Origin of the sequence: Nocardia puris (assembly GCF_003315035.1) — a bacterium.
Classification (GTDB): domain Bacteria; phylum Actinomycetota; class Actinomycetes; order Mycobacteriales; family Mycobacteriaceae; genus Nocardia; species Nocardia puris.
Map to the genome: position 1 here is coordinate 465,815 of NZ_QNRE01000003.1, position 25,188 is coordinate 491,002.

At 69.7% G+C, this 25,188-nt stretch carries 24 protein-coding genes; 16 read left to right on the forward strand and 8 right to left on the reverse strand.

What is annotated here, in order from left to right; genetic code table 11:
* Nucleotides 1–58 precede the first annotated feature (58 nt).
* Together DFR74_RS12280 and DFR74_RS12285 are read left to right on the forward strand one after the other, a co-directional pair.
* Nucleotides 59–679 (forward strand): DUF305 domain-containing protein, encoded by a 621-nt coding sequence (locus tag DFR74_RS12280; RefSeq protein ID WP_067508221.1) that lies wholly within the window; start codon nt 59–61, stop codon nt 677–679.
* A gap of 171 nt (nt 680–850) precedes the next feature.
* A complete protein-coding gene (locus DFR74_RS12285) occupies nt 851–1,384 on the forward strand; it encodes a hypothetical protein (protein WP_067508219.1) in 534 nt (177 codons plus the stop codon).
* A gap of 16 nt (nt 1,385–1,400) precedes the next feature.
* Here DFR74_RS12285 and DFR74_RS12290 read toward each other — a convergent pair whose 3' ends face one another.
* A complete protein-coding gene (locus DFR74_RS12290; protein ID WP_147265784.1) occupies nt 1,401–1,868 on the reverse strand; it encodes a hypothetical protein in 468 nt (155 codons plus the stop codon).
* Nucleotides 1,869–2,071: 203 nt separating this feature from the next.
* Here DFR74_RS12290 and DFR74_RS12295 point away from each other — a divergent pair, with 203 nt between their 5' ends.
* The 6 genes from DFR74_RS12295 to DFR74_RS12320 all read left to right on the forward strand — a co-directional run bounded on the left by DFR74_RS12295 (nt 2,072) and on the right by DFR74_RS12320 (nt 7,431).
* Nucleotides 2,072–2,716, forward strand: a complete 645-nt coding sequence (locus tag DFR74_RS12295; protein WP_067508215.1) for a GntR family transcriptional regulator — start codon at nt 2,072–2,074, stop codon at nt 2,714–2,716.
* A complete protein-coding gene (locus DFR74_RS12300; RefSeq protein WP_067508213.1) occupies nt 2,716–3,996 on the forward strand; it encodes an MFS transporter in 1,281 nt (426 codons plus the stop codon). Before DFR74_RS12295 ends, DFR74_RS12300 begins: the two co-directional genes overlap by 1 nt.
* Nucleotides 3,997–4,100: 104 nt before the next feature.
* A complete protein-coding gene (locus DFR74_RS12305) occupies nt 4,101–5,375 on the forward strand; it encodes a serine hydrolase domain-containing protein (RefSeq protein WP_232331719.1) in 1,275 nt (424 codons plus the stop codon).
* A gap of 70 nt (nt 5,376–5,445) precedes the next feature.
* A complete protein-coding gene (locus DFR74_RS35330) occupies nt 5,446–6,531 on the forward strand; it encodes a hypothetical protein (RefSeq protein WP_147265785.1) in 1,086 nt (361 codons plus the stop codon).
* Nucleotides 6,532–6,634: 103 nt separating this feature from the next.
* On the forward strand, nt 6,635–6,961 hold the full coding sequence (locus DFR74_RS12315) for an ArsR/SmtB family transcription factor (RefSeq protein WP_067508207.1): 327 nt from the start codon (nt 6,635–6,637) through the stop codon (nt 6,959–6,961).
* Nucleotides 6,958–7,431, forward strand: a complete 474-nt coding sequence (locus tag DFR74_RS12320) for an SRPBCC family protein (protein WP_067508205.1) — start codon at nt 6,958–6,960, stop codon at nt 7,429–7,431. The genes DFR74_RS12315 and DFR74_RS12320 overlap by 4 nt, the downstream gene beginning before the upstream one ends.
* A gap of 4 nt (nt 7,432–7,435) precedes the next feature.
* On the opposite strand, the gene DFR74_RS12325 is transcribed toward DFR74_RS12320, so the two are convergent.
* From DFR74_RS12325 to DFR74_RS12335, 3 genes are all read right to left on the reverse strand, one after another.
* Complete coding sequence (locus DFR74_RS12325; protein WP_067508203.1) at nt 7,436–8,584, reverse strand: damage-control phosphatase ARMT1 family protein; 1,149 nt, start codon at nt 8,582–8,584, stop codon at nt 7,436–7,438.
* Between the two features lie 115 nt (nt 8,585–8,699).
* Nucleotides 8,700–10,019 (reverse strand): ferredoxin reductase family protein, encoded by a 1,320-nt coding sequence (locus tag DFR74_RS12330; protein WP_147265786.1) that lies wholly within the window; start codon nt 10,017–10,019, stop codon nt 8,700–8,702.
* Between the two features lie 401 nt (nt 10,020–10,420).
* Nucleotides 10,421–11,062, reverse strand: coding sequence for a TetR/AcrR family transcriptional regulator (locus DFR74_RS12335; protein ID WP_170160740.1), 642 nt, complete (start codon nt 11,060–11,062; stop codon nt 10,421–10,423).
* Between the two features lie 114 nt (nt 11,063–11,176).
* Between DFR74_RS12335 and DFR74_RS12340 the strand changes: the two genes are divergently transcribed.
* Entirely contained in the window at nt 11,177–12,772 is a 1,596-nt protein-coding gene (locus tag DFR74_RS12340; protein WP_067508198.1) for an MFS transporter, read from the forward strand.
* A gap of 107 nt (nt 12,773–12,879) precedes the next feature.
* Here the strand turns inward: DFR74_RS12340 and DFR74_RS12345 are convergent, their stop codons facing one another.
* On the reverse strand, nt 12,880–13,869 hold the full coding sequence (locus DFR74_RS12345; RefSeq protein ID WP_067508196.1) for a zinc-binding alcohol dehydrogenase family protein: 990 nt from the start codon (nt 13,867–13,869) through the stop codon (nt 12,880–12,882).
* 492 nt (nt 13,870–14,361) lie between these two features.
* On the opposite strand from DFR74_RS12345, the gene DFR74_RS12350 reads away from it, so the two are divergent.
* The gene (locus DFR74_RS12350) at nt 14,362–15,036 is read left to right on the forward strand and encodes a hypothetical protein (RefSeq protein ID WP_067508195.1); all 675 of its coding nucleotides are present in this window, start codon (nt 14,362–14,364) and stop codon (nt 15,034–15,036) included.
* Nucleotides 15,037–15,217: 181 nt separating this feature from the next.
* Here DFR74_RS12350 and DFR74_RS12355 read toward each other — a convergent pair whose 3' ends face one another.
* Entirely contained in the window at nt 15,218–16,594 is a 1,377-nt protein-coding gene (locus tag DFR74_RS12355) for a metal-dependent hydrolase family protein (RefSeq protein ID WP_228789026.1), read from the reverse strand.
* 178 nt (nt 16,595–16,772) lie between these two features.
* Nucleotides 16,773–17,771: an alpha/beta hydrolase gene (locus tag DFR74_RS12360; protein WP_067508193.1), complete on the reverse strand. Its 999-nt coding sequence runs from the start codon at nt 17,769–17,771 to the stop codon at nt 16,773–16,775.
* Nucleotides 17,772–17,911: 140 nt separating this feature from the next.
* Here DFR74_RS12360 and DFR74_RS12365 point away from each other — a divergent pair, with 140 nt between their 5' ends.
* From DFR74_RS12365 to DFR74_RS12375, 3 genes are read left to right on the forward strand one after another with little or no spacing between them, the layout of a single operon-like run.
* Entirely contained in the window at nt 17,912–18,577 is a 666-nt protein-coding gene (locus DFR74_RS12365; RefSeq protein ID WP_067508191.1) for a hypothetical protein, read from the forward strand.
* Nucleotides 18,570–19,949: a glutamine synthetase family protein gene (locus DFR74_RS12370; protein ID WP_067508189.1), complete on the forward strand. Its 1,380-nt coding sequence runs from the start codon at nt 18,570–18,572 to the stop codon at nt 19,947–19,949. The genes DFR74_RS12365 and DFR74_RS12370 overlap by 8 nt, the downstream gene beginning before the upstream one ends.
* A gap of 50 nt (nt 19,950–19,999) precedes the next feature.
* Nucleotides 20,000–20,704 carry a gamma-glutamyl-gamma-aminobutyrate hydrolase family protein gene (locus DFR74_RS12375; protein WP_084537535.1) on the forward strand — a complete coding sequence of 235 codons (705 nt, stop codon included), beginning with the start codon at nt 20,000–20,002 and terminating at the stop codon, nt 20,702–20,704.
* 52 nt (nt 20,705–20,756) lie between these two features.
* Here DFR74_RS12375 and DFR74_RS12380 read toward each other — a convergent pair whose 3' ends face one another.
* Nucleotides 20,757–21,437 (reverse strand): TetR/AcrR family transcriptional regulator, encoded by a 681-nt coding sequence (locus DFR74_RS12380; protein WP_067508185.1) that lies wholly within the window; start codon nt 21,435–21,437, stop codon nt 20,757–20,759.
* Between the two features lie 218 nt (nt 21,438–21,655).
* Between DFR74_RS12380 and DFR74_RS12385 the strand changes: the two genes are divergently transcribed.
* The 3 genes from DFR74_RS12385 to DFR74_RS12395 are packed head-to-tail and all read left to right on the forward strand — an operon-like array spanning nt 21,656 to nt 25,168.
* Nucleotides 21,656–23,269 (forward strand): class I adenylate-forming enzyme family protein, encoded by a 1,614-nt coding sequence (locus DFR74_RS12385; RefSeq protein ID WP_067508182.1) that lies wholly within the window; start codon nt 21,656–21,658, stop codon nt 23,267–23,269.
* 10 nt (nt 23,270–23,279) lie between these two features.
* Nucleotides 23,280–24,077, forward strand: coding sequence for an enoyl-CoA hydratase/isomerase family protein (locus tag DFR74_RS12390; RefSeq protein WP_067508180.1), 798 nt, complete (start codon nt 23,280–23,282; stop codon nt 24,075–24,077).
* Nucleotides 24,074–25,168, forward strand: a complete 1,095-nt coding sequence (locus DFR74_RS12395; RefSeq protein WP_067508178.1) for a Zn-dependent alcohol dehydrogenase — start codon at nt 24,074–24,076, stop codon at nt 25,166–25,168. The genes DFR74_RS12390 and DFR74_RS12395 overlap by 4 nt, the downstream gene beginning before the upstream one ends.
* The last annotated feature ends 20 nt before the right edge of the window (nt 25,169–25,188 follow it).

Consider the following 25,188-nt stretch of genomic DNA (forward strand, 5'->3'; position numbering starts at 1 on the left):
GCCACGCGGCGCGGTCGCAGCCTGCCCATTTCCGCACGAATTCCCCAGGAGTACAGACATGTCCCGCACCCGTACCCGCGTCGCAGTCACCGCCGTCGCGGCCGCCGCCCTGTTCGCCGCCGGCTGTAGCGACGACACCGAATCGACTACCACCGCCGACCACGGCACCCACGCGACGACCGCGTCCGCCACCACCGCGCCCGCCGCGCGCACCGATTTCACCGACGCCGACGTGATGTTCCTCCAGATGATGTACCCGCATCACGCGCAGGCCGTCGAGATGGCGCAACTGGTGCCGTCGCGCACCCAGAACGCGGCGCTGCGCGATCTGGCCGCGAACGTGGAGGCGGCGCAAGCCCCCGAGATGGCGCAGATCAGCACCTTGCTGGTCGCGTTCGGCCAACCCGCGCCCACCGCCGACGCCAGCGCGCACGGCGACCACGGCATGGCGGGCATGATGACGCCGGAGCAGATGGCCGCGCTCGAGGCCGCCTCCGGAGACGCGTTCGACCGGATGTGGCTGGAGATGATGATCGAGCATCATCTCGGCGCGGTCGATATGGCGAAGACCGAACTCGCCGAAGGCGTCAATCCCGACGCCCAAGCGCTGGCCCGCACCGTGATCGCCGATCAAGAGGCGGAGATCACCACGATGCGCCAGATGCTCGGCCAGAACTGAGCCGACCTGCGCGCGGCGGGCCCCGACCGGCCCGCCGCGCACGGGGGGCGTATATCGGTTGGCCATCGATATCGGCACGCCGAGCCGACAGGGAACACCGGGAGAAGTAACGTCGAAGCCGACCCGGCGCGATCCGTTTACGCCGATGTATCGAGGGGAAGGCGAACAGACATGCGACGATTGGAACGCGCGGGCCTGACCGCCACCGTGGCCGCCACCGCTACGGGACTGATCTTTCTGGGGGCGTGTGCCGAGCAGGTGACCGGCACACCGGAGGTGAATCAGGCCGATCTGGCCGCGTACGCGTCGGAGGTCACCTCGTCGTCGGTGGCGGCGTCGTCGTCGCGGGCGGCGGCGGCCGCGCGGGCCGCCGAGAGCGCCTGCGAGACGTTCGGCACCGCGAACGAGAGTTCGGTGGACACCTTCAACGCCTACATCGACGCGGGCAATAACAATGCGCCCGACGTCGAGGCCAAGGCGAACGCCGCGGTCGAGACGCTGCGCGCGAACGCGCAGGAGGTCGACGAGGCGATCACCCGGGACCTGCCGAGCGATCTGTCGGACAAGCTGACCGCCTACCGCGACGACACCAACGCGCTCGCCGACACGCTGGAGCAGCGCGCCGACGTCGACACGCTCAACGCCGCGATCGACACGTTCAACGACACCAAGGACGCGCTGCGCGAAGCCTGCCGCGCGTACTAGGCGCTGTTGCGGGACTTCAGGCTACAGTCCAGTTCACCAGGTCGTGCCCGTGCGCGCGCCGGGCGCCGATCGCGTCCAGCACGCCCGTGAGAAACGGTGCGGGCCTTGGCAGTTCGTAGCCGGGCGGCCAGAGCCAGTGCCGTTCGTCGGCGGTGATCCTGCGCCCCTCGCTGAGCAGGGGCAGGGCGATCTGGTCACCCCATTCGGCGATCCGCACGCCCGCGTCGGCCAGGCGCGCGCGGTCGTGCGGTTCGCATTCGGGAATGCCGTCGGTCAGGAACACCCAGCGCGCGGCGGCGGGGTCGGCGTACACGGGCCCGGCGTCCTGTTCGGGCTGGAGCAGCCGCTGTACGAGTGAACCGAGCGGGTCCGGCATGGACACGGCGCCGACCGCGCCGATCCGCAGGACCACCTGTGTTCCGGCCAGCGCCACCGGTATCCGGTACAGCTGCCGGTAGGTCATGTACGTCTGCCGTACTGTCATCGTCGCAATCCGCCTTCCGAGGGACCGGCCACCGTGGCCGGGGCATCGCGACGCGGTCGCGCATACGTCGCGCAATCTCCGCTTCGATCGTGACCTGGGTCTCAGTCCTGCGGCAACGCGATCCGCGATCGCTGGGGATTTCACCAGCGGGCCGACCGCCGCCCTGGAGATCCCACAACGAGTCCTCGGGACCGGCTACTAGTATGCAACTTGTGTCTAAGACGTATTCATCGGCCGAGCAGGCCTATCGCGCGGTCAAGGAGCGCATTCTCACCGGCGCGCTGGCCGGCGGCGAGCTGATCAGCGAGGGCGAGGTCGCCGCCGAGCTGGGCACCTCGCGCACGCCCGTGCGGGAGGCGTTCCTGCGTCTGGAGACCGAGGGCTGGATGCGGCTCTACCCCAAGCGCGGCGCACTCGTGGTGCCGATCCCGCCGGACGAGGCCGAACACGTCGCGCACGCCAGGTACGTGGTCGAGACGGCGGCCGTGCGCGCACTGGCGGTCACCGACCGCGCGGGCATCGACGCGGCGCTGCGCGAGTCGCTGGCGCGGCAGCGGGAGCTCGCCACCGATCTGGACGCGTTCGCGCTCGCCGACACCGACTTCCACCGCGCCTACGTGGCCGCCGCGGGCAACCCGCTGCTCACCGGCTTCTACGACTCGCTGCGGGAGCGTCAGCGCCGGATGAACAGCCTCGCGCTGCGCCGCGGCCCGCTCGACGTGCCGCGGATCATCGACCAGCACGCGCACCTGGCCGCTCTGATCGCCGACGGCGACACCGCCGCCTTCGCGACCGCGCTCGTCGAGCACCTTTCCGGCGTGCACCAGCTCGCGCTGCGAGGGCTGTGATGGCCACGCTCACCACCACCGCCACGCCGCCCGCGCGCTCCGGCACCGCGCCGCGCGCCTGGTGGGGCGTGGCCGCCGCCGTGTTCGCCATCGCGTGGGGCGGCAACGAGTTCACACCGCTGCTCGTGATGTACAAGAGCCACGGCCTGGGGCTCACCACCGTGGACCTGCTGCTGTTCTACTACGTGCTCGGCATCGTGCCCGCGCTGCTGATCGGCGGGCCGCTCTCGGACCGATGCGGTCGCCGCCCCCTGCTGCTGCCCGCGCCGCTGATCGCGGCCACCGGCTCGCTGCTGCTCGCGTTCGGCGGGGATGCGGTGCCCGTGCTGGCCGCGGGCCGGGTGCTGTGCGGCGTCGCGCTGGGGTTGGCGATGGCGGTGGGCGGCAGTTGGCTCAAGGAACTCGCCCAGCCGCCGTTCGGACCGGCGGCGCGCACCGGGGTCGGGGCACGCCGGTCGGCGATGAGCCTCACCGGCGGGTTCGCGGTCGGCGCGGGCGTGGCGGGTGTGCTGGCGCAGTGGGGGCCGCTCCCCGAGACGCTGCCGTACCTGCTCAACGCCGCCCTGTGCGTCGCCGCCGCCGCGTGGATGGCACGGGCTCCGGAAACTGTGGCACCACAGGCAGATCCGGGACGACTGGTGGACGACCTGAAGATTCCGGCGGCGGGGCAGCGGCGCTTCCTGCTGGTCGCGCTCCCCATCGCGCTGTGGCTGTTCACCTCCGCGGCCACCGCCTACGCCGTGCTGCCGACGCTTATGCTGCCGCACGTGGGCGGCGCGCCGATCGCGTTCTCCGCGTTGATCACCGTGATCACCCTCGGCTGCGGATTCGCCATCCAATCGGTGGCGCGCCGCATCGACCGGCCCGGCACCGCGCGGGCCGCCGTGGTCGGCCTGATCCTGGTCACCGCGGGCATGCTCGTCGCGAGCCTGGCCTCGGCGGCGCTCACCCTGTGGACGACGGTGCTCACCGCCGTGGTGCTCGGCGCGGGCTACGGCATCGGGCTCGTCGCGGGATTGCAGGAGATCGAGCGCCTCGCCCGCCCCGACGACCTCGCCGGCCTCACCGCGGTCTTCTACTCGGTGAGCTACCTGGGTTTCGGCATCCCCGCGGCACTGTCGTTCCTGCACCGCAGCACGGGGCTCGGCTACCCGATCATGTACGTGGGCCTGGCGGTCGTCGCGGCCGGCTGCCTGGCCACTGTGACGCGCCACTACCGGGCGCCCATGAACTCTCCGGCAAGGGAAGTCGGGGCGCAGGTGGGAGGCCGTTTCCGGTAACGCGCACCCGCCTCTTCCGATCTCACAACCGGGTCGAGGGAGACGGAGGACAGACGGTGCGGCGGTTCACGAAAATCCTTGCGGCTCTGGCTATCACACTTCTCGTGGCGACGACAGCCGGTAGTTTCCCCGGCACTGTGAGCGCCGCGCCCGCGGAGTTGCGCCGGTGCGCACTGCCCATGGGCCGCGACTTCCAGACCGCCACACCCGAGGAGGTCGGCCTCGACTCCGCCGCCCTCGCCCCGGTGCGCGCGATCATCGACGCGCCGACCCGGCTGAACGTCAAGATCTTCCGCAACAACTGCCTGATCGTCACCGGCCCGCGCAACGCCGCGACCGGCGGGCTGCCGTGGAACCTATGGAGCGCGACAAAGCCCGTGGTGGCGCTCGTCGCGGGGCTCGCGGTGGACGAGGGCCTGCTGGATCTGGACGCCCCCATCGACGCCTACCTGCCGCCCGGCCTCGGTGACGCCGAGCATCGCGCGCTTCTGGTGCGCAACCTGCTCACCGAATCGTCCGGGCTGCGAGTAGCCGTTGTCTCCGAAGGCTTTTCCGGCATCGCACACCTGGACTCGAATATCGTCGCGCAGGCTCTGGCCATTCCGTTCGAAGCGCCGCAGGGCACGGTGTGGAAGTACAGCCAGCGCGTGGTCGACCTACTCGCGTACGTCGTGCAGCAGGCGGTCGGCGAGGACTTCCAGTCCTACGCCCAGCGGAAGCTGTTCGACCCGTTGGGCATTCGACCCACCGACTACCACTGGGCGCGCGACCGCAGCGGAAACACCTACGGCCACGCGCATCTCATCATGGCGCCCGACGATTTCGCCAAACTCGGCCTGCTCGTGGCGAATCGGGGCATGTGGAACGAGACGCGCGTACTCTCCGCCGGCTATCTCGCCGACACCGCGCGCCCGTCGGCGGCGATGCCCTGCTACGGCTATCTGTTCGTGGTGAACGGTCCGATCTGCGAACAGGAATTCCCCGGCCTGCCCGCCGACGCGCTGAAGATGAGCGGCATGATGCGCCAGGACAACTACATCGCGCCGAGCCTGGACCTGCTGGTGAGCTGGACCGGGATCACCACACCGGGCACCGACACCGCCTTCGCCTACCGCGTGATGGAGACCGTCACCGGCGCCTTCCGCGTACCCCGCCTGCCCACCCTGCCGCCGTTCATCGAGCCCACCGACGTCAGCGTCACCGACCCGATGATGACCAACCTGGACGCCACCCTCGCCGCCTTCGGCCTCGGCCCGTACGCCTACCCGGGCTGCGATCCCCTCGCCTGCCTCGGCAAACCCCTCCCGCCCCCGTTCGCGGACTGGCCCGCCGGCTGTTTCGTGATCGGCTGCTTCAACCCGCAACCCGGACGCCGCTGACCCCGTGCCGACGCGCCCGCCCACCGCCGGGCTACGGTGGTCGGGCCGTCGGTCACAGGAGCGAACTAAGGTGCGCTCCTCTTCGGAACGAATCACCCCGAACGGGTCCGTCTCCCACGTCACCGGCGACGTCGAACGCTGCCTCGCGGACGACGGGGCGATCACCATTCCCTGTGCCGATGCCTTGCGGCGCGAATTCGATCTGGCGATATCGGTACATCACAGCGGTGAATTGCACAGAATACAAGCACCTTTGGCGGTTTGTCGCACGGAATCGTGCTACGGCTTGGCGCGGGGCTGGCTGGTTCACGAGGACGGTTCCGTTCCCGACGCGGTCGTCCTCGCCCACGAATACGACCGCGTCCGTCTCGCGCGCCTCGCGCCCGAAGCCCTCACGAATGCCGTCGTCGCGGGCGACCCGTGCTACGACCGCCTGTTCGCCAGTCGTGAACTGCGCGAACGGTATCGCGCGGTACTCGGCGCACCACCCGGCACCACGGTGGTCACACTGTCGTCCACCTGGGGCGCAGGCTCACCGCTCGGCAGGCACCCCGACCTGATCGATGATCTGATCAGCCAGCTCGACCTGGACGAGCACGTCGTCGCCGCGATCGCCCACCCCAACGCGTGGTTCGCGCACGGACCGCTGCAGATGCGCGCCTGGTTCACCGACGCCCTGCGCGCCGGCCTCCGCCTCATTCCGCCGGAAAGAGGCTGGCAGCAAACGATTCTCGCGTCCGATCTGGTCACTGGCGACCACGGATCGGTCACCGGATACGCCGCCGCGCACGGCATTCCCACCATGCTTGCCTCATTCCCGCGCGAGGAGGTGGCCGGGGGGCACGGCCATCGACCTGCTCAGCCGCATCGCCCCCATGCTGGACACGGAAACCGCACTACCCGAATAGATTTCGCGGGGCATCGCGACCTGCGATCGGGACGCGCTCGCCCAAGTCGCACGACTCACCACCTCGCTCCCGGGTACCGGAGCCGACGCCCTGCGCACCGCCTTCTACCGGCTGATGACTCGGCGTCGGAGTCCGCCTCGGTTCCGGCGGACCTTGGTGAACGCAGAATTTCGGCACCCCCGCGTAGTTCCGAGGTCGATAGCGGCGCCCCGGTCTCGATGACCCGGGGCATCGCGCCACGACCGTGACGGCCTCGGTCTCTGCGCTCACTGCCGGACGCCCCGGCCCACAGAGGGCCGGGACGTCGCACCACCCTTGACACCCGGTAAATGAAAGCGCACGCTTACGTACGTGACGGCTTTCGAAGATGTAGATCTGACCCTCCTCGGCGATCCGACGCGGAAGGTGATCTTCGAACGACTCGCCCGCACACCGTCCTCGGTCGGCGACCTGGCCGAGGCGCTGCCGATCACCCGGCAGGCGGTGTCTCAGCACCTTCGGGTGCTCAAGGAGGGCGGGCTCGTGATCGCGACACCGCAGGGCACCCGGCGCATCTACCGGGTGAATCCGGACGGGCTCGCCGCGTTCCAGGCGTACTTCCAGCAGCTGTGGGACCACGCGCTGAGCAGTTTCCAGAAAGCCGCCGAAACCGATTCCGAGCGGAAGGAACCGTCATGACCGTGCCCGTCTTGCGCCGCAGCACCGGCGTCGCGCTGCCCCCCGAGAAGGCCTTCGCCTTCTTCACCGAATCGTTCGGCTCCTGGTGGCCATCGGACTACCACATCGGTGCCGCCGAGGTCGCTGAGGCGATCCTCGAACCGCGCGACGGCGGGCGCTGGTACGAGCGCGGTGTCGACGGCAGCGAATGCGACTGGGGGCGCGTCCTGGTGTGGGAGCCGCCGCACCGGCTGGTTGTCACCTGGCAGATCAACGGACAGTGGCGCTACGACCCAGATCCCGAGCGCGCCAGTGAGGTCGAGGTGCGCTTCACCGCCGACGGCGCCGACCGCACCACCGTCGAGCTCGAACACCGCCACCTCGACCGGCTCGTCGACGGCCGCGCCATGCACGACCGCGTCTCCGCCGAACCCGGCGGGTGGGGCACCTTGCTCGGCATCTTCGCCGAAACCGCAGGCGGACAAGGCTGACCGCCTACCGGGCGACTTGGATCACCGCGTACTCACCCGTCGTGCGCCAGGGTCGTCCGGTGGCGTCCAGTTCGCGGACGCACTCCGCGGTGAGTCCCGCGATCACATCGGATTTCAGGGTGCGCAGGGCGGCGACGGGAGTGGGGAAGTACGCCACGAGGTCGCCGAACACGGTGGTGGGTGGCCAGTTCCGGTCGCCCAGTAGACGCCGGTAGTTCAGGTCGCCCTTGAGGATGGTGAGAGTGGAGCGCGCCAACTCCGTCGCGAGATCTTCGGGCAGATCGCGGTAATCCAAGGGGGCGCAGAAGAATTCGTGTGTGCGGAGTTCCAGCTGCCCGTCGACCATCGCGTCGCGGAGCCGCCGCCCGATCGCCGCCGCACCCTCGAAGCGGCTGTCGATCATCACACGGAGCGTGGCCAGCAGGTCGGCCATTGTCGCATCGGAGACGTAGTAGGGCGCGGGTTTGAGATACAGCGAAACCCGCTGCGCGCGGCTGGTGTTGAGGAGGTGGTCGATCAGCACCAGGTCCGGCAGCAGTTCTCGCCCGGCATTATCGGCGATGACCGCGACTGCGGCATTTCCGTTGTGCGGCAACGTATCCCAGAGCACAGCGCTGTCGTCCACCAGCAGCGGTGCGCGGGTGGCCGCGGCGGTGACCAGTTGGAAGCTGAGGTCGGCCTGATTGCCCCACAGCGCCGACATCAGTAGCGCGGTGCGCGTCTCCTCGGTGTCGGGGAACTCCCCGAGCGCGGACAGCTCCGCCTCGACCTCGCCCCCGCACAGTTCGGCCCTCTTGGTGGGCGCGAACGGATCCACCCCGCACCAGATTCCAGGACGGTCGTACTCTACCGCCGCCAGAATCCGCCGGTAGAAATAACTCTCGCCCCACAGGAACGATGCCTCGCTCCACGGCCGCCCCCACATTCCCCGGCCCCACTCCTCCCATCGCGCCGCGTCGGCCGGATTCCCCGGAATCCGTTCGATCACGCCGCCGGTCGATTCCGCGAGCAGCTCACGCAACGCCGCCCGCTGCGCCGCCCCGTACGGGTGGGCGCCGATCACCTGCTCGATCAGCTTCGGGTGGCGTTCGTGGAACACGCTACGGGCGAACGAGTCCGGTGTTCCGAGGGAGATCGGCGGTGGCAGGTCCATGGAGATGATGGTGTCAGTTCACCGCCAGCGCGAACCACGCCGATGCGGCGAGCAGGATCACCGCGATGGCGTACACGGCGCGGGTTGTGTAGGTGTGGCGCATGATTACCCCGTTTCAGACGAAGTCGAAGCGTTCGGTGTGCACCCGTTCGGCCGGGATGCCGAGGGCGGCGAGCGCGTCTTCCACGGCGGTCACCATCGGCCCCGGCCCGCAGAGGAAGTACTGCATCCGCTCGCTGCCGGGCGGCAGGTGCCGGGCCAGCATGGCGCGGTCGAGGAATCCGCGTTCGCCCGTCCAGCCTTCGGGCGGGTGCTCCAGGACGCGGACGACCGTGACGTCCACGCGCTCTTCGAGAGCGCGGATCTCGTCGTCCAGGGTGGCGTCGGCCGGTGAGCGGTTCGCGTAGAACAGGAGGCAAGGCCTGCGGTCGCCCCGATCGGCCATGGTGCGCAGAATGCTGGTCATCGGGGTGATGCCGACGCCGCCGGCGATCAACACGAACCCCGCCCCTTCGTTGCGGTCGGGGCTGAAGACACCGTGCGGCCCGTCCACGAAAGCGCGTGTGCCCGGCGCGATTTCGCCGACCGTGGAGGTGAAGTCACCGAGCGATTTGATCGTCATCTGCACCGCGTCACGGCGTTCGGCGCTGGAGGAGAACGAGAACGGGTGCGCGGTGACCGAGAACGGCGAGCGGTCCACGACCAGCCAGCCGAACTGTCCCGGCTGGAACCGGAATCCCCCGTGGCCCACGGGTTTCAGGGTGAGCGTGTGCGCGTCGCCGCGCTCGGCGGTGACCTCGGCGACCTCCCACGGGCACCGCAACCGCAGCACGATCGGTTTCACCACCCGCACCCACGCCAGCAGACCGACCAGCGCCACCGTCATCGCGACCCACAGCAGCTTCTTCCACAGGTCGTCGAGGTAGTAGCCGACGAGCAGCATATGGGCGAGCGCGAACGCCACCACCAGGACCGACAGCCCGCCGTGCAGGACCTGCCAGGTCTCGTATCGCAACCGCAGCCGCTTGCGCCAGATCGACGTGCCGATCACGATCAGCAACAGCACCGTGGACGCCACCGCGAACCTCGCGCGCGGCGGCGCCTGCGCGAGGTTCAGCAGCGCGACGATGTCGGTGCCCGCGACCTGCAACAGCACCGGATGCGCCAGGATGAACGCCAGCGCGACGTAGGACACCTGCCGGTGGAACTGCACCAGCGCGTCCTCGCCGAACGGCGCCGCCACCGCCTGGAACCGCGCCACCAGCGCGAATTGCAGCCCCATCATGGACATGCCGACGAAGCCCAGCGCCACCGAGAATTCGGTGAGGAACCCCCGTCCCTCGGGCGCACCCCCGGCCACCGCGAACACCAGTGGCACCACCGCCACCGCAAGATACAGGCCGAACCACGCGATACCACGAGTTACCAGCGACAACACATCCTCCTGACGGTCGCGCCCCGGCTACAGCAGTTCGGACACTTGCGATCGGAGATCGGTTGACGAGGAGTCTAGCTACGGGTGGTGCGGAAACGAGGGAAACGAGCCGCACTCGCCGCGCGCTCGTCGGCCTGCTTGCCGGGACCGTTCCAGTCGGAAACCCGGGACCGTTCCAGTCGGGAGCCGCAAGTCAGCGCGTCGGCCAGCACGGCGCCGACCGGGAGCCATGAGTCAGCGCTTCGGCCGGCACCGCACCGGTCGTGAGCCGCACGTCACCGCGTCGGCTGACGACCAGCGTCTCCCCCATCACCGGATGAGCCGGTGGGTGTCCTGCCTCGTCGCCTACAAAGTTCGCTCGATGAACACCCGAGCGGAGACGGCGCACAGCGGGCCACACGCTAGGAAGCGGGCAAGCCTTCCAATTCCGCTGCCGTCCTGGCGATTTCGGCGGCCTCGGCGGGCGGTACGCCCGAGGCGATGAGGGAGGCACGGGCGACGACGACGGCGGGCTGGGGGTCGGTCCAGGATTCGTTATTGCGCTCTTCGAGAAGGGTGAAGATCAAGGCGGTCTGGGTGCGGGCCAGCACATCGGGGGGTAGGTGGTCGGCGAAGTCGCCGCGCCGCTGGCCCTCGGCGATCAGTGCCCGGCACACCGCGTAGACCGGCGCGAGACGCTGTTCGATCCGCTGCTTCAGATCGGTCTCGGAGAGGCGCAGCAGCAGCCGGTACCTGTCCCCGACCTGCCACAGCGAGATCGTGTACCGCGCCGCGGTGACCCGGACCGGCTCACCGGGCTCGGGGTCGTGCAGCGCCTGCTCGATGTCGTCGAAGGCGCGGTCCACGATGCCGTCCAGCAGCGCGTCGCGGTTGGGGAAATGCCCGTAGAGCGTGCGGCGCACCACGCCCGCCGCCGCGGCGATGTCCTCCATGCTCGCCGACGGGTTCTCGGCGAGTTCGGTAGCCGCGACGTCGAGGATGCGACGCCGGTTGGCCTGGGCGCGCGCGCCACCCGGCGCGGTCATGGTTGCGGTCGAGCTCATGTGAATCCCTTCACTTCCTCCGCCGCCATAGTTGCACATCGGAGTGCAAATCTCCTAAATTGCACATAACTGAGCAATTTCACACCGGTGTGCATAAACGATGGAGGAACTCGGATGTCCCTGATAGTCACGACACCGGTCGCGCAGCTCGACCGGGCCTACGGCCGGCGCTGGGCCGCGCTCGCGGTGCTGTGCCTGAGCCTGCTCATCGTGGTGATGGCCAACACGTCGCTGATCGTGGCCGCCCCGGATATGACCATGGATCTCGGGCTGACCAGCAACGATCTGCAATGGATCATCGATGCCTACACCATCCCGTACGCCGCGCTGATGCTGCTCATGGGCGCGATCGGCGACAAGTACAGCCGGCGCGGCATGCTGCTGGGCGGCCTGGCGATCTTCGCGGCGGGCGCGGTGCTCGGCTCGACCGTCGACGGCGTCACCGGCGTGATCGTCGCCAGGGCGGTGATGGGCGTGGCCGCCGCGATGATCATGCCCGCGACGCTGTCGCTACTGGTGGCGACATTCCCGAAGCGCGAGCGCGCGCTGGCGATCACCCTCTGGACCGCCACCTCGGGCTTGGCCATCGCCGCGGGCCCGCTGCTGGCCGGCGCGCTGCTGGAGGGCAACGGCTGGGCGTCGACCTTCCTGATCAACGTGCCGATCGCGCTCGCCGCCATCGTGGCGGCCGTGGCGCTGGTGCCGCCGTCGCGGGCGCAGTCGGCCGGGCAGCTGGACCTCGTCGGTGGGGCACTGTCGGTGATCGCGGTCGCGGCGCTGGTGTTCATGATCATCGAGGGGCCGCGCAACGGCTGGCACCTGTCGGCGGTCGTCGCGGGCGTCGTCTCGGCGGTCGCGCTGGCCGGGTTCGTCGCGTGGGAGCTGCGGCACCCGAATCCGATGCTCGACATCCGCAAGTTCCGCGACCGGGGCTTCGCGGGCGCGAATCTGGCGGTGCTGCTGTTCTTCCTGGCCGCCTTCGGCTCGATCTTCTTCATGGCGCAGCACCTGCAGTTCGTGCTCGGCTACAACGCGCTCGAGACCGGCATCCGGCTGCTGCCGCTGGCGGGCGCGGTGTTCGCGGGCGCCGCGATCACCGGTGTGGTGGCGCCGAAACTCGGCCTGCGGGCCACGGTCGTGACCGGGATGACGCTGGGCACCGGTTCGCTGGCGTGGCTGATCGCGGTGGACGCCGCGTCGGGCTACTCGACGTTCCTCGGGCCGCTGATCCTGCTCGGCCTGGCCATCGGACTCAGCGTCGCCCCCGCCACCGACGCCATCATGGACGCGTTCCCCGAGCGGCTGCTCGGCGTCGGCGGCGCCGTCAACGACACCTCGCTGGAGCTGGGCGGCACGCTCGGCATCGCCATCCTCGGCTCCCTGCTGTCGAGCGCCTACAGCTCCGAGCTGGCCCCGCAGGTGTCCGGCAGGCTCCCCGCCGAGGCCGCCGACGCGGCGCAGGACTCCATTGGCGGCGCCCTCATGGTCGCCGAACGGGTCAGCGCCGCGGGCATGCCCGATGCCGCCGCCCAACTGGTCGCGGCCGCCGAAACCGCTTTCGCCGGTGCGGTTTCCAGCGCCAGCGGGATCGCCGCCGTCATCCTGGCGGTGGGGACCGTGGTGGTCGCGGCGCTGCTGCCGCGCAAGAGTGCGGCGGAGCCGGATGCGGCCGACGCCGAGCCCCAGGCGGTGGTGGTAGGGCAGTCGTAGGACCGGGCCGGAGCTGGTGACGGTCGGGCGGACGCAGCACCTCTAGAGTGCGAGTGCCCAGTGCACATCGATTGTGCACCGGGCATTTTCGCGTTGTCCTCCGCGAGCTACGGCACCAGCACCGCGGCCCCGTCGAACCTCCCGTGCGCGAGGTCGCGCAGCGCCTGATCGGCGCGGTCCAGGGAATAGGCGTGGGTCGAAACGTGCAGCCGATGCCCCTGGGCGAACGCCAGGAACTCGGCGGCCTGCCGCCGCGTATTCGAGGTGACGCTGTGAATCTGCCTCTCGCGGAACAGATGTCGCTGATAGTTCAACGGCGGGATGTCCGTCAGGTGGATGCCCGCCAGGGCGAGGGTGCCGCCCGCGTCCAGCGCCTCCAGCGCCGGCAACACCAGTTCCCCCACGGGTGCGAAGAGGATCGCCGAGTCCAGCGGTTCGGGCGGCGGGTCCGACGCCCCCTGCACCGAATGCGCTCCGAGCGCCGTCGCCAGTTCACGAGCCGCGGCGCCCCTGGTCATCACGTGCACCCGTGCGCCCCGCGCCAGCGCCACCTGCGCGGTGAGATGCGCACTACCGCCGAAACCGTAGATCCCCAGTACCCCCTTCTCTGGCAGATCGGCCCGCAGCAGCGCGTGATACCCGATGATCCCCGCGCACAACAGGGGCGCCACCTCTTCATCGCCGTAACCCGGCGGCAACCGCAGCGCGAAATCAGCTGACACCGTGGCATATTCGGCGTATCCACCGTCGGCGTCCCACCCGGTGTACCGCGAATTCGGACACAGATTCTCGGCGCCCCGCCGACAGTACCGACACTCCCCGCACGTGTACCGCAACCACGGAATCCCCACCCGCTCCCCCACCGTGAACCCCGCCGCCCCCTCGACCACCTCACCCACGATCTCGTGACCGGGCACCACCCCCGGCCGATGCACCGCCAGATCCCCCTCCACCACGTGCAGATCCGTCCGGCACACCCCACAAGCCAGCACCCGCACCAGCAACTCCCCGTCCCCCGCCTCCGGCACACCCACGGCCTCCATCACCACCGGCGCCCCATCCACCGGCCCCGGCTCCTTGACCCGCCATGCCCGCATCTTCCCACTGTGACAGCCCAGGCAGCCCGACGCACGCACCGCGGGCGTGCAACGGATTATCCGTCGACCCGACCGTGCGGCTGGCGCAGCCGTCCGGCCGGTCGCGTATAGGCCGTCAACGTCGAGCCACCTTCCTCGTACCGGCCGGGGAAGGTGGCTCGACGTAATCGGCGGTCACCTCACGCCAGGAAGAAGTACCACCGGCCGGACTCGAGCCAGCGATCGTTGAACTGCATCGGCGCATTCGGACTGAAGCAGTGGGAGATCGACCAGGCGAGGCCCGGGTGCGAGGATCCCGGGATCAGTTGATCCCGGGCGGCATTGCACTTCTTTGCTGTCGTAGGCACCGAAAGCGAGTTCGTCACTCCCCTTGGGAATGCAATTGACGGCGATCATTACGAGGGCGCCGCCGATCGTCGCGGCGATCGATCCGCCGGTGCCAGACCGCACGCGACTGCCATGCCAGCACATCGGCCTCGGGCGAATCGAGCAGTGCGGACGTGGCGCGCGGCCCCTCCGCGACGGCGGCGCGGCACAGCACCGCTGGACCGGCTGCTGACCGCCGTCGAGGATGTCGACACCGACGACGAACTGGACGACGAGGCGAAGGCGGCCGGTCTCCGGATCGCCGAACGACTGACACGGCGGTGGGCCGCGGACCCGAATCCGCCGATCGCGCTCGACGCCCGCCGGACCCGAATCCCGGCGTGGACGACCACGATCCGCGCCGCCGCGTCCAGCACCGCGGCACCGATCCAGAAGGTGACCGACGCCGCGTCCGGACTCGAGTACATCAGGGCGCCCGGCAGCAGTTCCGGAACGCGGATCACCGTATCCGCTTCCGGCGATCTGCCTGCCGCCGCCGATCTCGTCCGTGTCCGCGTTCTGGACGGCGGAACGACACCCGATCTGCTGATCCCACTGTCCCCCACGGAGAACGACCGCCTCGCGGGCCGCGTCATCACCACCCGCATCGCGATGTCGGACGAACTCGAAGGGTCGATCGCCGACGTGTCGTCTCTGGACGCCGCGGACGCCCTCGCCATCACCGAATCCGTGCACGCGGCGCCGATCGCGGGCCGCAACGCCTGGCGCCGGATCGCCAAACGGTACCCCGACGACCACCCCGTCCGGGCGGCGGTCCTGGAGGGGCTCCGACGCCGGTGATCGGATCGGCGTCGCTGATCCACATGGTCACCGACGCCGACACATTCACCGCCGCGCGCGGTCGACGTCGCCGTCTCACCACAGTGATCGCCGAAGCGCTTGCCCCAGCGCATAGTTCGCACCCCATTCGACTCTCCCGGCCGGATTCGATGGCTGCCGAATTTCGGGCGGCGCGGCGTATCTACGCGTTCTTGTAGATCACCCCGTCCTTCATGATCACGTCGAAGTTGGTCGTCGGGTCGCCGATGAGGTCGATATCGGCCAGCGGGTCGCCGTTGACGAGGATCAGGTCGGCCAGGGCGTTGGGCTCGACGACGCCCAGCGTGCCTTGGTAGGGGCTGCGGAGGCCGCTGAGGGCCAGGAGGCCGGCGTTGTCGAGGGTGGCCAGGCGCAGGAGTTCGGCCGGGCTGAACCATTCGGCGAGGGGGAGCAGGAAATTGTTCTGCTCGGCGTTCAATTCCGGCTCGAACAGGAAGTCGGTTCCCCAGGCCAGTTTCACGCCGGCGTTCTTGGCCATCGGCCAGACGACCGAATTCCCCTCCAGGACGGCTTGGCGCTTCGCGCGACGCTCGGCCGACATGCTCTCGGTATTGGGGCGCAGGTATTGGCCGCTGAGCCAGACGCCGCGTTCGGCGAGCAGATTCACCGTCGGTTCGTCCAGCAGTTGCCCGTGCTCGACGCAGAGAACACCGGCTTCGACGGACCGCTGCACCGCTTTGGGCGTGTAGGCGTGCACCGCCACATAGGTGTTCCAGTCGCCGGCCGCGTCGACGGCGGCGCGTAATTCGTCGAGCGTGAACTGCGTGACGTCGACCGGGTCGTACGCCGAGGAGGTGCCGCCACCCGCAGTGAGTTTCAATTGGCTCGCGCCCATGCGCAGGTTCTCGCGCGCTGCCGTGAGTACTTCGTCGCGGCCGTCGACGATGAATGTCGCGCCGATTTCCTCGGCGCGCGACTGCTTTCCGGTGAAGCGGCGCGACCTTTCCTCGGGAGTGCGGAAGTCGCCGTGGCCCGAGGTCTGGGAAATCATCGCGCCCGACGGCCACACCCGCGGCCCCTTGGCCTGCCCCGCATCGATGGCCGCTTTGAGCGGGAAGATCGGGCCGCCCATATCCCGGACGGAGGTGAAACCGCGCATCAGCATCTCGCCGGCCGAGGTGAGTGCGGCGCGGGCGTAGAACTCCGGGGTCTTCTCGGGATCGTTCAGGTCGGCCATCGACGCGCTGCCGAACACCAGGTGCACGTGGTTGTCGATCAATCCGGGCATCAAGGTGCGGCCACGCCCGTCGATGACCTCGGTCTGGTCGGCGGCGGGCTGACCCGTGCCGATCGCCGAAATGGTATTGCCGCGAATCAGGACATCCGTCGGATCCCCCAGCACGCCCTGCCGGACATCGAGCACCCGCACATTGCGGAACAAGCTGTCCGGCTTGGGCGGCGGCGCGGGAGTCGTGGTCGCCTGCACCGGACTCGGATCGTCCGACGTGCACGCGCTCGTCAGCACCGCGGCCCCGATCGATGCCACCCCCAGCACGGCGAAGAAATGCCGCCGAGTCAACCCTGCGGACAATCGACAGCTACACCCCGGAGATTGCGACATGGCAGCGTCCTTTTCCGTTCAGGGCCAGCACCACGTCCGGTTACCAAACAGTGAGCAGAGCGCCGGATGACCGATCGTCGAGTCCGGGGACAGATCCTTCGGGACGTGACACAACGCCGAGATGATCTTTCGGGCGTCAGAGTACGCCGCGCTGGTCGCGACCAGCGCCATTTGCCGCGAGGAAGTCCGGGGGCGACATCCGCCGGAGGAATTCGCACACCGCGCCGATGGCCTGCTCCGATTGCGGGTACACGCCGATCTCGGGGAAGAAGCCGTGAAATACCCCGTCGTAGCGAATGGCGGTGGCCGGGACTTCTTCCGCCGCCAGGCGCGCGGCGAAGGCTTCGGCGTCGTCGCGGATCGGGTCCACTTCGGCCGTCACGATCAATGCGGGCGGCAGGCCGCGTAATGATTCCGCCCGCATCGGGGCGGCCAGGGCATCGGAGAACTCGGCGCCGGCATATAGGCCGTAGCACCATTTCGCGTCGGCGGCGGTGAGCAAGGGGGCGTCGGCGAACTCCGTCCACGAGTGACGCGCGAACCGATTGTCGACGGCGGGATAGGCGAGCACCTGGGCGACCGGCATGGGCCCGCAGGCGTCGCGCTGCGCGAGACACAGTGCGGCCGCGAGGTTTCCGCCCGCCGAGTCGCCGCCGACGGCGATCGCGGCGGGATCGATCCCGAGGCTCGTCGCCGAGGCCCGGAGCCAGGCGAACGCGTCCACGGCGTCCTCGAGTGCGGCGGGGTACGGGGCTTCGGGGGCGAGCCGGTACTCGAGCGAGATCACCGCCCATCCGGTGCGCGCCGCGATCGCGCGGCACAGCTCGTCCACGCCGTCCAAGGTGCCGAGCACGAACCCGCCGCCGTGCAGATACAACAGGGCCGGCGCGCGCTCGGCCCGGCTTCGGCGATACAGGCGGGCCCTGGCCGCGCCCGCCCGGGTCGGAATCAGCATCACCTCGACCACGTCGACGGGCGTGCGCGGAGTATCCGCCGGTTGGGTCGCGAGCAGGGTTCTGGCGAGTTCCGGCCCCAGTTCGCGCAGCGGCGCGGGGAGTGCGGCGGCGATTGCCTCCGCTACCGCTCTCGCGTTGTCGTCCAAGAGATTCCAGCAGCTGGGCGGGCCCTCGCTCATCGCGGCCACCTTCCGTGTCGTTGACAAAGTGTGATCCGTACCGCACCATCATAGTCAAATGACCCAGACAAGCGACAATGTGGGACCGTGATCAACCGGCCCGCCGCGCACGCGATCCTGCCGAGTCGAAAGGACCGGAGATGACCGAAACCATCGCGCCACCGGCGCGCACCGCCGGAGCAGCCGCGGACGTCGAGGTGCGGCTCGAGGACGACGCGAGCCCGATCGTCCGCCTGATCGGCCGCACGCTGCGGGACTCGGTCCGCGCGGGCCACGCCCACACCACGTTGCGGGAGCTCAACGCCGTGGTGGCCCTTCGTTCCCACGACACACCACAGGCCGCGACGGTCGTGTTCGGGGGCGGTGTGATCGCGGTGTCGAGCGGCGTGTTCGTCGAGCCCGATGTGACGCTCGTGGTCGATCTGAACGCGCGATTCGCCCCCGCCGTCGACCCGGACGGCCCCGCCGACGTGGCGGCCGCCATCCTGGACGCCCTCCGCCCACCGGTGCCCGACTGGCGCGAGGCGGCCGCGAGCTTCTGGAGCGCCGCGCGCTCGCTGCGCGGCATCCCCGACGTGCTGATCGCGGTCGCCGCCGACGAGACGGGCGGCATCGAGACCGCCGTGCTCGGCGAGGGCGAGACCCAGTATCTGATCGCCGGTCCCCCGGACGCCCTGGCCGGGATCTTCAGCGGCGCCGACGATCTCGTCGCCGTTCTGGCGAGCGGCGCGATCGGGCTGCGCGGCACCATGTCTCAGCTATCGGTCGTGGCCGGCGCGTCCTGGAAGGTTCGTTACGATGTCTGACCTGCTCATCCCCACCGTCGAGAACGCCTCCGAGACAACGCGTCCCGGCGTGCGGGCCTACCGCCTCGAGGCCACGAACCACGACGGCTCGTTCCTCGGCAAGATGGTGGCGCCCAGGAAGTTCGCCGCGTGTTCGAGCTCGGGCTTCGCCTTCGCCGATCTCCTGTTCGGCCTCGATCTGGGCAACCAGCCGCATTTCGGCTTCGCCTACCCCTCCTGGCGCGGCCACCTCGAGGACCTCTACTTCCGCCCGGACATGGCGACGGCGGTCGCGTGGAGCCCCGAGGTGACCTCGGTGATCGGCGACTTCTGGCTGAAAACCGGTGAGCCGGTGTCGATCTGCCCGCGCAATCTGGTGCGCAAGATGGTGGACCGGCTCGGCGCGCTCGGCTACACCGCGACCATCGCCGTCGAGATCGAGACCACCCTGTTCGAGGAGTCGATCCACGAGGCGCGGGCGAAGGGCTACCGCGACCTGACGCCGCTCGGCGGCTCCGCGGGCACCGCGTATCACCTGGCCAGGTCCAAGGATTGGATCGACTACATGACGGCGGTGGAGCACCGCCTCGACGAGATCGGTCTCGAATGGGAGGCATGGAGCGACGAGGACGCGGCGGGCCAGGCCGAGCTCAATCTCGTTCCCGGAGCGCCGATCTCGGTCTGTGACGCGTGGGCGCGCGCTCGCCAGGTACTGCGCGAGGTGGCGTTCGAGCGCGGGCACACCGTGACGTTCATGGCCAAGCCCACCGCGGGCTACGGCCAGGCCTCGCACATCAACCTGTCGTTGCGGTGCGACGGCGCGAACGCGTTCTTCGCCGAGGAGGGCCCGTCGGAGGTGATGCGGCACGCCATCGGCGGCCTGCTCGCGACGATGCCGGGCGCCACCTCGATCGTGCTGCCCCAGATCACGTCGTTCCGGCGGCTCGTGGACCTCAGCGGTCCGCCGACCACCATCTCCTGGGGCATCAGCAACAAGACCACGTCGGTGCGCGCCGTCTGCGGCCACCCGGAGTACTCGCGCCTGGAGTATCGCGTGCCCGGCGCCGACGCCAACCTCTACCTGGCGGTCGCCGCCGTGCTGGCCGGCGTGATCGCCGGACTGGAACGCGCGATCGAACCGCCCGAGCCCGTGAGCGATATGGCGTGGTGCGTACCGCCGGGGCTGGGCATCGAACGGATCCCCGACACCATGTCGAAAGCGGCCGACGCCCTCGACGCGGACCCGGTCCTGCGCGAGATTCTGGGCGAGGAGTTCGTCGACTTCTGGGTCGGCTCGCGGCGCTGGGAGTGGATGCGGTTCCACACCGCGGGCGGCGATCCGTTCGCGGAGCTGTCGGAGTGGGAGTCCTTGCGCTACTTCGAGTTCCCGTGAGCGCCGACCGGAGGAAACCGCTGATCGGACTCACCGGCCGGCGGTTCCGGATGAACCTGATCAGCGGCAGCCACCCGGGCTACGGACACCGACTCACCGACAGTTTCATGTCCGATTTCGCGCACCGGATCGCGCGCGCGGGCGGCGTGCCGGTGATGCTGCCCTACGACGCCGATCCGCACGCCCTGTGCGATTGGTTGTCCGGCGTGGTGATCACCGGCGGCCAGGACGTGCACCCGAGCTGCTGGGGCGGAGACGAGTCGGCGGTCCGCGATATCGACCCGCTCTCGGATCCCGGCGTCCACGACCTGGACCGGGACATGTTCGAGACCGCGCTGACCACGGCCGCGCTGGACCGCGAGCTCCCGCTGCTCGGCGTGTGCCGCGGCATGCAGGTGCTCAACGTGACGCTCGGCGGCACGCTGATCCCCGACCTGCCCGCGGGCCCCGTGCGTCACCTCATGGCGACGGGGCCGCTGTCGGACGGCGACCCCGAGCACGTGGTGACATTCGATCCCGGCACCCGCGCGCACGCGGTGTTCGGCGACCGGCTGGTGACCAATTCGTGGCACCACCAGGCGATCGACATCTGCGGCAAGGGACTGGTCGTCACCGGCCGCACCGCGGACGGCGTCGCCGAAGCGGTGGAGCTCTCCGACGCGCCAGCGCTCGGGGTCCAGTGGCATCCGGAGTGGATGGTGGGCGACGACGGCGCACTGCGCTGGATCGTCGACGCGGCCGCCGCGCGACTCTGACCGACGCGAATGCCGCTGCCGCCCAAAGATAGTGGGCAGCAGCGGCATTCCGTCAGCTGACGCTCACCCAGGAGACGAGCGAACGCTTGGCCTGCGCGGGCTCCACCTCGGGAACCACGGCGGCGGGCCCGGACCCGGCACCGAGGTTCGCCGCCATCCACACATCGAGCGCGCCGAGGACGAGGTCGATCTGCCGCCGGGCCGCCGCGCTGTCGTCGAACACCAGCCAGTTGAGGGCGAACCCGTCGGAGAGCGCGGTCACGACATAGGCCAGTTCGTCGAGGGTGTCCGAATCGACCGTCCGGCCCGAGGCCGTGGCGTCGTTCTCGAGGATCGTCCGGATGGTCGCGAACGCCTCGTTGTAGACCATTTCGGCCTGCTCGCCCTCCTGGCGTTTGGCCCAGCTGATCAGCTCGACGATCGCCGCGCAGAACTCCCGGTTCTCCAGGTACCACTCCAGCACACCGCGCATCAGCCCGCGCGCGGTGGTCTCCAGGTCGCCGTGCACATCGCTGCGCACGAGCACGTCCCGATACTGCGCGGCGACGTATTCGAAGACCGCGGAGAACAGCACTTCTTTCGAGGAGAAGCAATAGTGCAGCGTGGCCAGCGGCGCGTTCGCCGCCTCCGCGATGCGGCGCGTGGTGGCGCCGTCCACCCCGTGGGTGGCGATCACGTGCACGGCGGCCGCCACCAGTTCGGCACTGCGTTCGGCGGCGGGAATGCGAGCCATACGTCTCTCCTGTCGAGCCGGTACTGAACAGATGATCAAGTCAAATCTACGTTACCAGTGTCTTCCGTTCGAATTTATCAGTCAAATGACTGGATCGTTTGACTGCGATGGGCTACTGTCTATGACAGGCCTCACAGACCGATTCCCGCCGTGGCGCGTTCCGGCTCCCGACATCGCGATCGGCCCGTCCGTCACCGTTCCAGCCCCCGGAGAACCACATGACCGAAGTCGACTCACTTCGCACCGAGCGCGAGACCGCGCTCGATCGCCTGGCGATGGATCCGCCGATCGACACCCTCGTGGGTCTGCTGGCACACCGGGCCGCCGAGTCGCCGGACCGCGAGTTCCTCCGGTTCGAGCGGGGTTCCTGGTCCTTCGGCGTGATCGAGGAGTGGACCGCGCGCCTGGCGCGGCGCTTGGCGACCGAAGACGGGGTCCGCCCCGGCGACCGGGTCGCGATCATGTTGCCCAATGTCGTGGAGTGGCCGGTCGCCTGGTTCGCGATCCTGAAGGCGGCCGGCGTGGCGGTGCCGGTGAATTCGTCGTACCGCAGCGCGGATCTCGAATTCGTGCTCCGCGATTCGGGTGCGCGCGTGGTGTTCACCGACGCCGAGCACACCCCGCTGGTCGAGGAGGTGCGCGCCGCGAACGGCGAGCTGCGCGACCTCCGCATCGTCGAGGTCGCCTCGCGGAGTGAACTCGCGGGCTTTCCGGCGGCCGGGCCGCAGGTGGTCGTCGCCGCCGAGACCCTCGCGAACCTGCAATACACCTCGGGCACCACGGGATTCCCGAAGGCGTGCATGCTGACCCACGACTACTGGGTCCGGCTGGGCTGGATCTGCGCGGGCGCGGCCGGCCTCGGGCCCGACGACGTGGTGCTCACCTCGCAGCCGTACTCGTACATGGACCCGCAGTGGAACACTGCGCTGTGCCTGACGATCGGCGCGCCGCTGGTGGTGCTCCCCCGGTTCTCGGCCTCCGGCTTCCTGGCCGATGTCCGCAGGCACCGGGCCACCTTCTGCTACGTCCTCGGCTCGATGCCCACACTGCTGTTCAAGCAGCCGCCGACCCCGCAGGACCGGGACAACGACCTGCGCCTGGTGCTGTGCTCGGCGATCCCCGCCGCGCTGCACGCGCGGCTCGAACAGCGGTGGGGCGCGCCGTGGCGGGAGATCTACGGGATGACCGAGAGCGGGGCCGACCTGGTCAGCCTACCCGGGGACACGGCCGATGTCGGCAGCGGACGACTCGGAAATCCCATCCCCACCAAGCGGATTCGGATCGTCGATCCGGAGGGTCACGAGGTGGGCGAGGGCGAACCCGGCGAGCTGATCACCTCGGGCCGCCCGATGATGCTCGGCTACTGGAATCGCCCCGAGGACACCGCGAAGGTCCTGCGCGACGGCTGGCTGCGCACCGGCGATGTCGCCGTGCGCGACGCCGGCGGCTACCGCCTGGTCGGCCGGATCAAGGACATGGTCCGCCGGGGCGGGGAGAACATCGCGAGCGCCGAGGTCGAACGCGTCCTCGAACGCGACGACACCATCGTCGCCGCGGCGGTGGTGGGCGTCCCGGACGAGTTGTTCGGTGAGGAGGTCAAGGCCTTCGTGCAGCTGAAACCCGGTGTCGAGGAGAGCCACGCGACCGCGGAGCGGATCGTGAACGCCGCGCGGAACCAGTTGGCTCGCTTCAAAGTTCCGCGCTATGTCGAGTTCGTCGCCGACTTCCCGCGCACCCCGTCCGAACGGGTCTCCAAGCCCGCGTTGAAGGCGCGCGCCGCCGAGCATCCCGGCACCACCTACGACCTGCGGCCACCGCGCACCGGCAACTGAGGAGCCAGCCATGACCGACAGCTATCTGGACGAGCGCCTCGACCGCGACGTCGCCGTGCTCACCCTGAACCGCCCGGCGAAGCTCAACGCGATGGACGTCGCCACGCGCGTGCGGCTCGCGCGGGCGATACGCCGTTACGGGACAGGCGATCTCGTGCGCGGGATCGTGCTCACCGGCACGGGACGGGCGTTCTCCGCCGGCGAGGACCTCCAGTCGGTGCCGTCCACCTACGACGAGATCCGCGAGGCGTTCGCGACGTTCCACGACATCACCCGGGCCGTCCTCGCGACGAGGGTCCCGGTGATCGCGGCCGTGAACGGGATCGCGGTCGGCGGCGCCTCGGAGATCACGCTGTGCTGCGACGCGCGGATCGGCACGCCCGCCGCCGAGTACTACCAGCCCGAAAACCACCGCGGGATCATCATCTCCAACGCATCGAGCGTGCTCATGGGTCGTTTGGTGGGCAACCACGCGATGCGCGTCATCCTGGGCTCGCCCCGGATCGACGCCGAAGAGGCCCTGCGCATCGGGCTGCTGGACGAGATCGTGGCGCCGGAGGCACTGCTGGACCACGCCATCGACACGGTCGCGCAATGGAATTCGGACCCCCGCACCACAGCGCTGCACCTGGGCCTGCTGCGGCCGCGGCCTGAGGACATCGAGGCCGCCTTCGCCCGGGAGGACGACGCCGCCCGCCAGGCGTGGGAATCCGGCGCTTTCACCGAGGGCATCGGCGGCTTCTGGGCAGCCAAGAGCACCGCGCCGACGGCGCCCGAGACCAGCAACCGAGATCGGAGCCGATTGTGATCACCACCGAGGCAGCACTGCTCACCGCGCTGAACGAGCCGCTCGAATTCACCGACATCCTCGTCGACGATCCGCAACCGCACGAAGTGCGCGTCGCGGTCTCGAATGTGGGCCTGTGCCACAGCGATCTGCACTACATGACCGGCACCGTGCACGCCGACCTGCCGGTGGTCGTGGGCCACGAGGTGGCGGGCGTCGTCGAAACGGTGGGCGAGGCCGTGACCTCGTTGCGGCCGGGCGACCGCGTGGTCGGCGCGCTCACCCCCTCGTGCGGGCTGTGTCGCAACTGCGCGGTGGGCCGCTCGACGCAATGCGAGCGCGTCGCGGAGATCCGACGGCGGCCCCGCCCGGCGTTCCAGCTACCCGACGGCCGCGCCGTCGAACGGCTCGGCGACATCGGCGCGTTCTCCCGCCACACCCTCCTGCGGGAGAACTCGCTGGTCCGGGTGCCCGACGAGGTGGGCCTGCACGTCGGGTGCCTGCTCTCGTGCTGCGTGGTCACCGGCGTCGGCGCGGTGTTCCGTGGCGCGCGGGTGCGGCCGGGCGCCACGGTGGCCGTAATCGGCTGCGGCGGTGTAGGTTCGGCCATCATTCAGGGGGCACGCCTGGCCGGCGCCTCGGCGATCGTCGCCATCGATCTGGACGACGCCCGGCTGGCGGCGGCCCGGCGGTACGGCGCCACGCACGTCGTGAACGGCACGTCCGATGTGCCCGCCGAGATTCGCGAGGCGCTCGGCGACGGGGTGGACTACGCGTTCGAGGCCGTCGGTTCCGCGCGCACCGCGGCCACCGCGCTGGCGGTGCTGCGCGCCACGGGCACCGCCTGCCTGGTGGGCATCGCGCCCGACGGCACCGAACTCACCCTGCCCGCCGCCGACTTCTTCTTCGGCGAGAAGCGCCTGGTCGGCTCGTACATGGGGTCGGGCCAGGCGCGCGAGGACATCGCGCAGTTCGCGCGCCTGTATCTCCAGGGCCGACTGCTGCTCGACGAGATGGTCACCGACGTGATCCCGTTCCGCGCGATCGACAAGGGCTTCGAGGCGATGACGTCGGGCGAGGTGACCCGCATCGTCGCCGACCTGACCGTGTGACCACACCCCGACATAGGAGG

Coding starts and splice junctions, on each gene's coding strand:
- DFR74_RS12375 (WP_084537535.1), top strand. CDS start 20,000: ATGAACCTGATCAGCGGCAGCCACCCGGGCTACGGACACCGACTCACC.
- DFR74_RS12340 (WP_067508198.1), top strand. CDS start 11,177: ATGTCCCTGATAGTCACGACACCGGTCGCGCAGCTCGACCGGGCCTAC.
- DFR74_RS12285 (WP_067508219.1), top strand. CDS start 851: ATGCGACGATTGGAACGCGCGGGCCTGACCGCCACCGTGGCCGCCACC.
- DFR74_RS12290 (WP_147265784.1), bottom strand. CDS start 1,868: ATGACAGTACGGCAGACGTACATGACCTACCGGCAGCTGTACCGGATA.
- DFR74_RS12325 (WP_067508203.1), bottom strand. CDS start 8,584: ATGGACCTGCCACCGCCGATCTCCCTCGGAACACCGGACTCGTTCGCC.
- DFR74_RS12385 (WP_067508182.1), top strand. CDS start 21,656: ATGACCGAAGTCGACTCACTTCGCACCGAGCGCGAGACCGCGCTCGAT.
- DFR74_RS12370 (WP_067508189.1), top strand. CDS start 18,570: ATGTCTGACCTGCTCATCCCCACCGTCGAGAACGCCTCCGAGACAACG.
- DFR74_RS12320 (WP_067508205.1), top strand. CDS start 6,958: ATGACCGTGCCCGTCTTGCGCCGCAGCACCGGCGTCGCGCTGCCCCCC.
- DFR74_RS12380 (WP_067508185.1), bottom strand. CDS start 21,437: ATGGCTCGCATTCCCGCCGCCGAACGCAGTGCCGAACTGGTGGCGGCC.
- DFR74_RS12295 (WP_067508215.1), top strand. CDS start 2,072: ATGCAACTTGTGTCTAAGACGTATTCATCGGCCGAGCAGGCCTATCGC.
- DFR74_RS12300 (WP_067508213.1), top strand. CDS start 2,716: ATGGCCACGCTCACCACCACCGCCACGCCGCCCGCGCGCTCCGGCACC.
- DFR74_RS12365 (WP_067508191.1), top strand. CDS start 17,912: ATGACCGAAACCATCGCGCCACCGGCGCGCACCGCCGGAGCAGCCGCG.
- DFR74_RS12390 (WP_067508180.1), top strand. CDS start 23,280: ATGACCGACAGCTATCTGGACGAGCGCCTCGACCGCGACGTCGCCGTG.
- DFR74_RS12360 (WP_067508193.1), bottom strand. CDS start 17,771: ATGAGCGAGGGCCCGCCCAGCTGCTGGAATCTCTTGGACGACAACGCG.
- DFR74_RS12280 (WP_067508221.1), top strand. CDS start 59: ATGTCCCGCACCCGTACCCGCGTCGCAGTCACCGCCGTCGCGGCCGCC.
- DFR74_RS12335 (WP_170160740.1), bottom strand. CDS start 11,062: ATGAGCTCGACCGCAACCATGACCGCGCCGGGTGGCGCGCGCGCCCAG.
- DFR74_RS12345 (WP_067508196.1), bottom strand. CDS start 13,869: ATGCGGGCATGGCGGGTCAAGGAGCCGGGGCCGGTGGATGGGGCGCCG.